This is a genomic window from Ruegeria sp. P10 (assembly GCF_056534925.1).
The window spans coordinates 1-11,830 of the sequence record NZ_JBQERJ010000008.1; the positions used below are offsets into that span (position 1 = coordinate 1).

At 53.1% G+C, this 11,830-nt stretch carries 9 protein-coding genes and 1 tRNA gene; 3 read left to right on the forward strand and 7 right to left on the reverse strand.

Annotated elements, in window-relative coordinates; genetic code table 11:
- Positions 1–200 (forward strand): hypothetical protein (locus tag ACR0FB_RS13870; protein WP_480621426.1); only part of this gene is annotated, 200 nt, incomplete at its 5' end.
- Between the two features lie 208 nt (positions 201–408).
- Here ACR0FB_RS13870 and ACR0FB_RS13875 read toward each other — a convergent pair.
- Positions 409–912, reverse strand: coding sequence for a hypothetical protein (locus ACR0FB_RS13875; protein WP_171724345.1), 504 nt, complete (start codon positions 910–912; stop codon positions 409–411).
- 404 nt (positions 913–1,316) lie between these two features.
- On the opposite strand from ACR0FB_RS13875, the gene ACR0FB_RS13880 reads away from it, so the two are divergent.
- Together ACR0FB_RS13880 and ACR0FB_RS13885 are read left to right on the forward strand one after the other, a co-directional pair.
- Positions 1,317–1,406 (forward strand) — tRNA-Ser (locus tag ACR0FB_RS13880).
- 402 nt (positions 1,407–1,808) lie between these two features.
- Positions 1,809–2,042, forward strand: a complete 234-nt coding sequence (locus tag ACR0FB_RS13885) for a hypothetical protein (protein WP_480621425.1) — start codon at positions 1,809–1,811, stop codon at positions 2,040–2,042.
- A gap of 35 nt (positions 2,043–2,077) precedes the next feature.
- On the opposite strand, the gene ACR0FB_RS13890 is transcribed toward ACR0FB_RS13885, so the two are convergent.
- The 6 genes from ACR0FB_RS13890 to ACR0FB_RS13915 form a co-directional block, all read right to left on the reverse strand.
- A complete protein-coding gene (locus tag ACR0FB_RS13890; protein ID WP_480621424.1) occupies positions 2,078–3,337 on the reverse strand; it encodes a hypothetical protein in 1,260 nt (419 codons plus the stop codon).
- Between the two features lie 177 nt (positions 3,338–3,514).
- Positions 3,515–6,658: a type I restriction endonuclease subunit R gene (locus ACR0FB_RS13895; protein WP_480621423.1), complete on the reverse strand. Its 3,144-nt coding sequence runs from the start codon at positions 6,656–6,658 to the stop codon at positions 3,515–3,517.
- On the reverse strand, positions 6,655–7,938 hold the full coding sequence (locus ACR0FB_RS13900; protein WP_480621422.1) for an anti-phage deoxyguanosine triphosphatase: 1,284 nt from the start codon (positions 7,936–7,938) through the stop codon (positions 6,655–6,657). Before ACR0FB_RS13900 ends, ACR0FB_RS13895 begins: the two co-directional genes overlap by 4 nt.
- A gap of 9 nt (positions 7,939–7,947) precedes the next feature.
- Positions 7,948–8,844: a DUF6615 family protein gene (locus tag ACR0FB_RS13905; protein WP_480621421.1), complete on the reverse strand. Its 897-nt coding sequence runs from the start codon at positions 8,842–8,844 to the stop codon at positions 7,948–7,950.
- Complete coding sequence (locus ACR0FB_RS13910) at positions 8,841–10,169, reverse strand: restriction endonuclease subunit S (RefSeq protein ID WP_480621420.1); 1,329 nt, start codon at positions 10,167–10,169, stop codon at positions 8,841–8,843. The genes ACR0FB_RS13905 and ACR0FB_RS13910 overlap by 4 nt, the downstream gene beginning before the upstream one ends.
- Positions 10,166–11,722, reverse strand: a complete 1,557-nt coding sequence (locus tag ACR0FB_RS13915; protein WP_480686170.1) for a class I SAM-dependent DNA methyltransferase — start codon at positions 11,720–11,722, stop codon at positions 10,166–10,168. Before ACR0FB_RS13915 ends, ACR0FB_RS13910 begins: the two co-directional genes overlap by 4 nt.
- Between the last annotated feature and the right edge of the window lie 108 nt (positions 11,723–11,830).

The following is an 11,830-nucleotide window of genomic DNA, read 5'->3' on the forward strand; positions in this document are numbered from 1 at the left end:
CAATCTCTTCGGGCTTCGGTCTCTTGTTTGCCATTCTTGGTCCTCCGTTTCCTAAACATAACGGTGGACCAGTTCAGTTGGGGAGGCTCAGCCTCAAGGCGATGTTGCAATTTGTGCCAACCCCACTGGAAGCACTGTGGAAGCAAGCGGGCGTACTTAAGGTTGTGCTTTCGGGGTACGCTGTAACCGTCGCGTCATAGGGACCATCGGAGCTGTGCCAGAGCTCCTTCACCGGACGGTCACGTTCTTATTGATGGATTGCGCCAAACATAATCGAGACCCCGATCACATAACGAGGCGTTCTGAGGAGCCCGCTCCGACCGGTTTTGAGATCAAAAAGCAGTTCATAGCAGAGGCGGAAGAGGTCAGGTCAGCCGGTCTAGTATGCCAGCTGACTTTGAGAACAAATCAATCAACTTCCGGCAGCCAGAACCCACCACGTTCCCAACGGTAGACGCGGTCAACCAATTTCGACGGGCAACAATTTGGATCACCGTCAGCGAAGTCTTTTCCGACGATATGCATTCGGTTAGACGCGAGCGCTTCTATTGATATCAATCCGCGCGCAGGCATACCTACAAATTCAATTTCCGCCGTTGCCCACATGTCGACATGGGCCGCCGAAGGCCGGTATTCCGGAACACGTACCACGACCGGCGTGAATGCGCTTGTTCCAGCCCCACCTGCGCATCCGACATCTACAACCGGAAACGCAATATATGTAGTGACGTCAAAATCGTCAGTGCCAAGTTCCGCAAGCAAAGATTGTGCGGCTTCTGGATCCGCGCAGCCTACAGCGTCAACAAAACTACCTACTTTCTCGTTAATAATAGCCTCTCTGTCAGCATCCATTGCCATCGCATTCGACATGACCAATGCCATCGCTCCAGCGGATGCGAGAAATTTCTTCATTCTGTGCCCTTCTTGGATTTATTAACCACACCGCTCTTAATAAAGGCGAGGGTGGTCGTAAAGTGAGCCATTATTCGTTTGCATTGCCCTGCGCTGCCGCCGCTGCCCGGAGGAAATGTAATCTAATCGAAACAAGAGAGCTTCTTCGGTTTGAGAATGCGATCTCTCAATCGACGCAGCAATGCAGAATGGGGATTCGATGTGCCCTGTCGTTTCGAACCAGGCGGTTCGGTGGTTTCACGTTGGAGAACGCCCCGGAAAAATTCTCCAATTCTGGCCGATGATTCATTTAAGTTGGCGCCTTTTACCGTGATTTCAACGGGTTCAGCAATTTTCTCAGAGAGAGGCACAAATCATATTTTTCGCCTTGTATTCCCGTCGCTTGCAAGGATATACCCGTCGGCGGAGACGTGGCCGAGTGGTCGAAGGCGCTCCCCTGCTAAGGGAGTAGGCGGGAAACCGTCTCGAGGGTTCGAATCCCTTCGTCTCCGCCATATATCATTGAATTTAAATGATATTTTTGGGTGCTAGTTGCGGTACCCGCCAAAAAACCCGCCATCCCAAATGCGCTTGGTTGCCACCTCATGCAACGGGTGAATCAGCTATGCCCAACTGCAACCCACTGGCCGCTTCGTACATCGTATCTAAATTGCGTATTCTAATGCGATTGCCGCACCTTTCCTAAAACCATTGCCGCCCAATCCCAAAAGGAGTGTGTAGCCCTCACTGCTTGAGTAAAGCGAACCTTATCGGAATCTACCTCAGGAAACGCGCTGTGGGATCAAGCGGACATAGGCCGATAACAGCGCCTTCATTTTGTCCCACGGTACGACAGAGTTTTTCGGTGGGACTGTGGGAGAAAACTGGTGTTCTAATACGCAACAATGGAGCAAATCATGAACGCCAAAACGAAAAAACCCGCTGGTCTACCCTCGAAGAAACATGGCATGAAGTCTGGAAAGAACCGCGACAACAAATCTCCCAAGCCCGGGAAAGCCTCGCGGGTGCCGATGACGACGGAAGCTGTCCGGCGCATCGAACAAAGCAAGACGCTCGACGGTGGATTTGTAAACCGCGCCCAAAAAACGGTTGCTCATGGCCGCCCGAAGCAACCGGCACGTCAGCCCTGATACTATGACTTGAACAAAGCCTTGCTGAATTGGGATCAGAGGCCAAATTCAGCAAGGCGCTTCCTATGGTTGTCCAATGCGCTACCGTAGATCAGCGGCCAATCCTGCCAAACGTCGTGCAAGTCTTGAAGCAATGTCGGATTGTCGAGCTTGCGACTTGCGTACTCCCACAAACGCTCAATGTAACTCATGAACCCAGCGATGTGTCCGTAGATTCGCAGCCGAAGAAGCTCATTTTCCCACTTCGCATCCCCGTCGTCTGACAAAGCACTCTGCAATGTCCCGTCGGGAGACAAATCCTCTGCAGCTTCGATCGTTCGGCAAATGTCTTCAACAACCTTGAATGTAAGCGGTTCTTGGCCCGAAAGAACTCCGTTCAACTTTCGAACAATATATTCGCTTCCATTTGTGCCGTCCGGGTGTTTTGCCAAAAGGGTGTGGATCTGCCGGGCAGCGCTGGTCGGACCCCGACTGCCCGTTCGTGCAGCACCGTGGTGAACTCGCTCAAATTCAGTGAGGGCAGCAACCCAGGCTGGCCCACTTGACCAACGCTGCGCATCATTTTCAGTCGGCTGAGGTGCCGGGTTTAGAATTGGGTTGTCCTCATCGCCGGGCGCGGCCGCTGCTGCAGAAACGAGAGCCAGTTGCCACATCATACCGGTATGAAAAGCCAATCGCCCCAATCGTTCCGCATCGAAGCTTGTTTCACGTTCCACATACCTTTGCAGAGCAGTTCCTTCGGGCAATCCTTCCAGGCAAGTCTTTGTCAGATCCTTTTCGGGTATCTTGCCTTGTTCCAAAGCGATGCCGTTCCGCTCCGGCTCAGAAAGAGCTTCGATGAACGAGTCAGAAAAAGCGCGCGATGTGTTCGAGCCTGGAACAGATGTACCAGAACGATTGGCAGCCATACCCAAAAGAAGTGAAGTTGGGCCGCCGCACCATTTTGCGAACTCGTCGAAGGACAATGCGTACTTCTCTTGGAAGGCATTGAGAAAGACATCGAGGTCAGCGAGATTGAGTACTTTTGCTTCTTTTCGCCCGGCCCGATCGGCCCAATGATCTAAGACTTGCGTAAAGAAAGCCCGCACCTTCTTACTACCGAGGGTGACCGCCTCGGTATCGGGAATACGATCCTTCATTTTGCGGAGTCGGTCGGCTTCGCGAGCTTGCGTTTCCGTAAGGCTGCCGTTGCGAGCAAGAAAAGGAACATGCTTCGGTTGAATGTTGGGCCGCGCTGCACCGATATCGGCGCAGTACGCACTCATCAGGGGGCCTTTGAAAGGATAGCTGATCATCGCAGTAGTCGGTTTTTGGGTCTTGTGTTGATTGGAGCTGTTTGGAGGGAAGAGCTATCGATTTGTTGAAGCTACGCGATACGCACGCGGTGTGCCCGGAATGTCGATACTAGGACCGCATTCAGCCCTAGTATCAGTATTCGTTGTAAGTTCAGTAGAAACTCCCAACACCGTTCATCAAGCGGCCTTCCAATGCAACAGAGTTTCGGCTTGGCTCAACACAGTATTGATCGCGACGGGCGCCAAATCAGGTGGATATCCATATTTTTTGAGGATTCTGCGCACAAGAACCCGAAGTTTGGCACGCGCGCTTTCTTTGAGGTGCCAATCAACAGTGACGTTCTTTTGAAGCTGTTCGACCAGCACATGGGCGATCTTGCGTAACTCTTCGCTGCCCAGCATCTCGACAGCGCTTCGGTTTTGCGCAAGAGCATCGTAGAAAGCCAGTTCCTCTTCGCCCAAGCCAAGGTCTTCGCCACGCTCGACAGATGCCTTCAAATCTTTAGCCATGTCTATAAGCTCTTGGATCATCTCAAGGCTCGTGATGGCGTTGGCGTGGTAGCGTGCCACAGCGGCCTCAAGACGCTCTGAAAAGGCTTTGGCCTCGACGACGTTCCGTTGCTGCCGGGCTTTGATCTCGCCCGCCAAAAGCTTTTTTAGAGCCTCCAGCGCAAGGTTCTTTTGCTCCAAGTTCTGAATTTCAGAGAGGAAATCTTCGGAAAGCACGGAGATTTCCGGGCTGTCCATACCCGCTGCCGCCAGGACGTCGACGATACTGGCATCTGCTATGGCATCTGAGATGAGTTGACCAATGGCAAACTCTTTTTCGCGCTTGCTCATCCCGGTCTTTGGCGACGACTTGGATAAAGCCGCGCGAACAGCCTGGAAAAAGCCAACCTCTTCCTTGACCGATTGTGCATAATCGCTTGCGGATGCCAAAGCGAAGGCTTTGGACAAATTGGCCACTAGATCGGCATAGTAATTCAGCTCTGCTTTTTTAGCCTTTTCACCGCTCGCCTTGTCTGCTCGGGTCTTTTGCTTCTCCAATGTCCATTCAATGGCACCAGCGAGCGCCTGAAGGCGATCCTGCGGCTCGCCTTCTATCCCAGCCCGGTAGTTGAAACCAGAAAAAAAGTCTTGGCATCTCTCGACAAGCTCCTGAAGCGTAGCCACGGCTTCTTCCTCGTCGATTCCGGTTTGCTCGCGATCGGTTGCTGTGTAGTTCCGAAGGGCTTTCTGCAGGTTTTGCCCAATTCCGATGTAGTCCACTACCAGACCACCGGGTTTGTCTTTGAACACTCGGTTTACGCGAGCAATCGCCTGCATCAAACCGTGACCGCGCATTGGCTTGTCAATGTACATTGTGTGCATGCTGGGCGCGTCAAAACCCGTTAGCCACATGTCGCGTACGATCACCAGTTTGAGCGGGTCGTATGGATCACGTGCCCGCTTGGCTAGCAGATCACGACGCATTTTGCTGCCGATGTGCTGCTGCCAGTCCAGCGGATCTGAAGCGGAACCGGTCATCACAACTTTGACCACTCCTTCTTTATCATCGTCAGAATGCCATTCTGGACGCAGCCCAATGATCCGGTTGTAGAGGTTCACACAAATTGCTCGGCTCATGCAGACGATCATACCTTTGCCCGCCATTGCCTCGATGCGGTCCTCAAAGTGAGTGACAATGTCTTGTGCGACCTTCTCCAATCTCGGAGGAGCTCCGACAAGACGCTCAACGCTACTCCAGTTCGACTTAACTTTTTCTTGCTCAGAAAGCGTTTCATCGTCGAAAAGAGCATCTACGGCCGCGTCGATCTCGGGCAGCTTCTCCTGCTCCAACTCAACACGAGCGAGGCGGCTTTCGTAGTAGATTGGGACAGTCGCTTTGTCTTCAACCGCGCGACTGATGTCATAGATATCGACATATTCGCCAAAGACGGCGGGCGTATTAACATCAGCTGCTTCGATAGGAGTGCCCGTGAAGCCCGCAAAGGACGCGTTGGGCAGGGCTTGGCGAAGATAGTGGGCATAGCCATATCGCCGCTTACCCGTCGTGCGATCCAGCTTAGCGTCAAAGCCATACTGGCTACGGTGAGCCTCATCTGCAATAACAATGATATTGCGCCTGTCAGACAGCATGGGGAAGTCTTCTTCACCTGCAATCGGAGCGAACTTTTGCAGTGTCGAGAAGATCACGCCACCTGATTGCCGATCGAGCTTTTGACGAAGGTCGTCGCGATCTTCGATCTGCTCTGGTGTCTGGCGAATCAAGTCACGGCAGAGTGAAAATGTCCCATATAGTTGATCATCCAGATCGTTGCGGTCGGTTACGATAAGGATCGTTGGGTTTTGAAGCTCCGGCGCTCGAACCAACTGTCCGGCAAAAAAAGCCATCAGAAAGCTCTTACCAGAACCTTGAGTATGCCAGATCACGCCTACTTTGCGGTCGCCTTCCGCGCTAACCGCATCAACGGCACAACGCAGCGCTTTCCGCGCACCGTGGAACTGGTGGTAGCCGCCAATGATCTTAAAGACGCCATCGCCCTTGTCACCAAACACGGTGAAATCGCGCATCAACTGGAAAAGTCGATCAGGCTGCATCACGCCTCGCAAAAGCGTGTCCATCTCCTTCGGGCCTTCTGGTGTGAAATCATCGTGGGCACCGGTGACCGTACGCCAGGGCATGAAGCGGTCTTCTCCCGCACTGAGCGAACCTATTCGCGCCAAAAGCCCATCTGACGTGATCAGGGCGGCATTGGTTCGAAAGAGAGAAGGGATTTGATGCTTGTAGGTCTGTAGCTGATTGAACGCGTCTTCAATCGTGGCGTTCTCACTAGCGGCATTCTTCAGCTCGATCACCACCAGAGGCAAACCATTCACGAACGCCACCACGTCGGGACGACGGTTGTGCCCTGCTTCAACAACGGTGAATTGGTTGGTGACCATCAGGTCGTTGTTTGATGGATTGGCAAAGTCGATCAACCAAACTTTGTTACCTTTGATTGATCCATCGGGGCGGCGGTATTCGACGTCGATCCCGTCAACCAAAAGCTTGTGAATGCGCCGGTTCTCTTCGATAAGCGAGGGAGTCTCAGAGACCGCCACCTGCCTGACAGCGGCATGCAATGTCTCATCTGGGATATCCGGATTCAACCGCTTTGCCGCGACTTGCAGCAACTCGTACAAGACCACCTCGCCATAAGATCCTCGCCGTTTTTCAGCCCCATCGGGTGCAATCGCCAAGGGGTCTTCGTATCGCCAGCCAAGGTCTTGCAGGATGCCAATAGCGGCTTGTTCGACGAGGTCTTCGTTAATGCTCACAACTCATCCCCACTACTCCCAAACCCCGGTTGATAAAGCCGTTTGTAGAGTTTTTCGGCGTAGGCATCCGTCATTCCCGCGATGTAGTCGCAGACCCTGCGTTCTGTTGAGCTATCTGTGCAGCCGTCTTCCCATGAACTCTGAGGTATCAGTCCATTGGGGTTTGAAATTAGAACGTCGAATAGACGCTCAACTATCATCTGCCCCCGCCATTCAAGCTGCTGCAACTTTGCCTTTTTAACTATCAAGTCGTACGCCAAGCCTTTGAGTGCCTTTAAGAGATCGCGATGCTCGGCGGGAAGAGATGCATTGAACCTCAAAAGCGGGTGCTGGAACTCACTATGAGTGGATAACCTCACGTTGGTGATGAACAAATTTACAAGGCTCGCAACCATCTGTTTGCGTTCAAAACTTGATCCGAGGAGACCGCGACAGACCATGACGCTGTTAAACTCAGTTTGCTCATGTGTCAGCGAGCCGTTGACCCGATCAAAAGCTTTTGTGACTTCTTGCCGAACCTCTTGATGAGTGGCCAGACCGCGTGCGACGATGTCTTCAATGTCGTGGATGCCATAGGCAATGTCGTCTGCCAATTCCAAGATACTACAGTCGAAACTGTGATGCGCACTTTTTCCGTCGGCCGAACCAACGAGATTGGCAACGTCTTCCTGTGAGAAGCCAGACAAAGCCCAACCCACCGCATCTCTTTCTTCGTCGTGATAGGACTTCGGAGGCTTCGTGCCAAATTTGCTGAGTTCGAAATCTGCCATAGACTTCGGATACTTCAACACGCCCAAGATCAAACGCCGCGTAGGATATATGCCGTAGCCACGTTCCTTGTACTTTTCGAGCTTAGTGAGGATGCGCAGTGTTTGGCCATTCCCCTCGAATCCGCCGTTTTCCAACATCGATTTGTGAAGTGCCTGTTCGCCTTTGTGCCCAAACGGCGGATGGCCTAAGTCATGCGCAAAGCAGGCGGCCTCAATCAGGTCTCTGTCCGGCAACCAATTCACTACATCGGCAGGAATGTCCTTCCTGGCCTTAAGGGCCTCTAAAATGCCGTAGCCGATCTGGGCGACCTCAATTGAGTGCGTGAGACGAGTTCTGTGGAAGTCGCCCTCACCAGTACCCATGACCTGAGTTTTGCCTTGTAAACGCCGGAATGCAGCAGAGTGCATTATTCGCGCACGATCGCGCTGAAATTGGCTGCGAATGTCCCCTGGTCTCAAATCCTGATCGCCGTGCTGGCGTTGCTCAAAGTGTTCTTTGTTGAATATCACGTAATTTTCCTATTGCTGCTCATCTGGTGTCTCCCGAAACACCGGACGGTCGGGAAACTCGCGTACATCAATTTCAACAAGCCGTCCGATACCGCGCTCACGGTAATCTGACACGCTTCCTCGATGTTCGAACTCTGGATCGTCTGCTTCAACGATGCCTTCAATGTCGCGCTCTATGTGATCATGGTCGTTCAATTCGTCCAACGTGGGGAACCCTAGAACCGAAGCACTATCCACAGGTTGCTGGGAGACTGTCGCGACTGTGACATCAGTAGATGGGACTAGAAACCGCAACACTCTACCTTCCATGTCCAATACATCAAAAGGGCTTGCATGCGCGTAGTTCCGACGCTCGACGAGGTAGTGCCAGGGAACACAGTATTTCTCGATTTCAGAAAGCGTCTTGGGCATCTTCTTTTTGACGGTCTTTGCGTGCGCTAAGAGGCAACCAGCCTCAAAGGCATCGAATCCACCGCCAACATTTTCCTTTTCCCAGTAGTCGCGCTGTCGTTCGGCTGAGTAGAGGCAATAGACAGGCTTGAGCCCGTGTGCCTTGGCGTCCTTGATCAATAGGTCGATCTGTTGCTTGCCCGAGGACTTCACCTTGTGAGGGATTTTTAGCTTGTCATCTTTCTGCAAGCGCTTGGCTTGAACGCGCATTCGAAACTTCCGCCTGCGCCCGATGATATGCCACTCCCAATCCGCTCCGTTCTTTGCCTCCTTCTTCTTGCCGAAGGTTTTCAAGGTAATGATAGCGGGATGACGACGGCGAAGCTCTAACAGGTTGGTTTCCGTGATCGTCTCCTCACCGTAACTGACATTGACATCGTCGTGATGTGCAAACCCGAGGTTCTGCGAGGTAGAATGGGCCAACTCCAGCAAGCTATGAAGTAGCGATCCTCTCATAACAGCGCCTCAGCGTCCTTCAGGCGGATTTCGCCGGACATGAGTTTGGGCAGGAGGAGGTCGCGCATATTGGCGAGGGTTTGGTTTTCTTCTTGGTTTGCGTAAAGCTTCGCGAACAACGGACTAAAAATCTCCGTTGCTGCGTTCTCTACCTCATCCGAACCCAAGCAAATCCGCATGCTCTTGAGGTCTTGTTTTGTTACGTGGCCAAGCCCGGTTGTCTGCTTATCTCGCGCAATTTCAGCGAACTGGGGGCGCAGGTACTTGAGCAAGAAGTAAAGAACCGATTGCTCGACTTCCCCGTTCGGTCTTACCGCGAATATGTGCTGGTTCAACCACGCGTCGCCGCCTGACCAAATGAAGGTATCAATCGAGGTGTCTGGGTTGCCGGACCATGAAAACAGCACTTCGCCGTTTACTATCCGGAATTTGTCGCCGAGTGCCGTGTTTGTGTGCTTGGTCGTCTTTGTGACACCCGCTTTCAACTCCGCGATCTTGATAACAGGCAGCGCGTTAGGCTCTGTTGAGAAGTGCATGTTCTTGTAAGCCGCTCCATTCACCCAATCGGTGAGGTCATACAGAATGCGCTTCTTCCACCCCTCAGGCAGGCCATCGTCGCCCAGCTTGGCGGTGAAGAGGGGGGCGACGGTGGCGGCTTTTTTGGGGGGGAGGGCGTGGCCCATAATAGCGGCGGGGTCGGTTGCGCCGTCCGCCTGACGACGGGTGGGACCGAAATCGACGAACCAGTCCTGAAACAGCGCCCGCGCCATCTCTTCCAACGCCTCATTCATTCGCCGGTTCAGCTCGATTTTGTCATCAAGCGCGCCGAGTGCATCACCTATGGCCTTTTGTTGTGGCAATCCAAGCGCAGGTAGTTCGTAGCGACCGATGTCGGCGAGATTAACGTTGGGTTGAGCGGACTGAGCCACTCCAGCCAAAACACTTCGAACGAAGCGTGGGTTTCGAAGAAAGAAGGATACAAACCGAGCGTCAGCTTTGGTCTTGTCCAAACGAATGATGGCGACCGCCTGATTTGTATTCGCCGGTAGTATTTCGGAAGGAACGATCCCGCATTTCCCTAGATTTGCTCCGGCAATCGAATAGAGAATATCGTCCTCTTTGAGCTGCGACCTCTTCAGCTTTTGATGAACTTCCGGTGAAACCTTGACTAGGTTTGATATGTCCACAGCGCCTGAATAGCTGAGGCTTTCCGACTTGATGTAGTTTATCCCCGCGTCGCTAAAGCCACCCATGCTCTTTGGTGGCGTTGTGCCTTTTGTTATTAGCTCCGCGACCTCTGAAAGCTGGAATGTGGCGATCGTCATTTGATGCCACCTAAAACTGCTTTGATCGTCGAGTTCAATTCTTCCGCAATTTGGAATTGTTCTTCTATTTGGGCTGAAAGAGCCGCAAATCTTTCGTCAAACGGCACGCTGTCGCCTTCGTCCTCGGCGGCTCCGACATATCGCCCCGGCGTCAACACATAATCGAATTTTCGGATGCGTTCTAAGTCAGGCTCAGCTTTGCAGAAGCCCGGCTGGTCGGTGTAGGCCTCCCAGCCTTTCTCCTCCAGCGTCTCTGGCTTGGCGCGCCAGCGGCGGTAGGTGCCAGCGATCCGCTCGATGTCCTCGTCCGAGAACTCGCGCCGCACCCGGTCCACCATATGGCCCAAGTTGCGGGCGTCGATGAACAGCACCTCTCCGCATCTATTCCGCAACCCGTTAGCAGATTTGTCCCGTGACAGTATCCAAAGGCAGACGGGAATTTGCGTGGAATAGAAAAGCTGCCCCGGCAGGGCGACCATGCAATCGACGCGGTCTTCCTCGATCAGGCGTTTCCTGATCTCGCCCTCGCCGCTGGTCTGGCTGGACATAGAGCCATTGGCGAGCACTACGCCCGCATGGCCACGCGGAGCGAGGTGGTGAATGATGTGCTGTATCCACGCAAAGTTGGCGTTGCCCTTGGGAGGGATTCCGTATTGCCAGCGATCGTCCTCAGTCAGTCGATCGCCGCCCCAATCAGAGATATTGAACGGCGGATTGGCGAGGATATAGTCGGCCTTCAGCCCCGGATGAGCGTCTTTGTGAAAACTGCCGGCGCTGTCCCAGGCAATGTCAGCATCAATGCCATGCACAGCAAGGTTCATTTTGGCGAGCCGCCATGTGGTGTGATTGATCTCCTGCCCATAGACAGCAAGGTTCAGGGGGTTGCCACCATGCTCTTCGATGAAATTCTCAGACTGAATGAACATGCCACCCGATCCGCAGCATGGGTCATAAACCCGGCCCTGATAGGGTTCGAGCATTTCAACCAGCGTTCGGACGACGGAGCGAGGTGTGAAGAACTCGCCGCCTCGCTTGCCTTCGGCGCTGGCAAAGCCTGAGATGAAATATTCATAGACCCGACCCAAGAGGTCGCGCGCGCGGTCGGCGCTGTCGTGCATCTTTATGTTGGAGAAGAGGTCTACCAGCTCACCCAACATGGTTTTATCGAGCGTGGGGCGAGCATAATTCTTGGGCAAGACGCCCTTGAGCGTTTCGTTGGTCGGTTCGGCCTCGATAACCTCCATCGCATCGTCGATGATTTTGCCTATATTCTCTGAGCGGGCGTTTTTTTGAATGTGCGACCAGCGTGCCTTTTCAGGAACCCAGAAGACATTCTCTGCAAGGTATTCTTCCGGGTCTTCTGGATCAGCGAGTTCGTCTTCAGAAAGCTGATCATGCATCGCCTGAAAGGCTTCAGAGATGTGTTTCAGGAAGATCAGGCCCAGCGCGACATGTTTGTATTCAGACGGCTCAAGCCCCCCGCGCATCTTGTCAGCGGCTTTGAAGAGGTCGGCGGCAAAGTCGAGATCAGCTTTGCGAGTGTCTGTTGTCATTCAATCGATACTTTCAAATTCTCGGTTTTGCACCGATCTGTAACAGACCAATTCTTGTTTTAACAATAGATGCTGACGCGATGGTCGCCCCTTGGTTGTTCATACCGG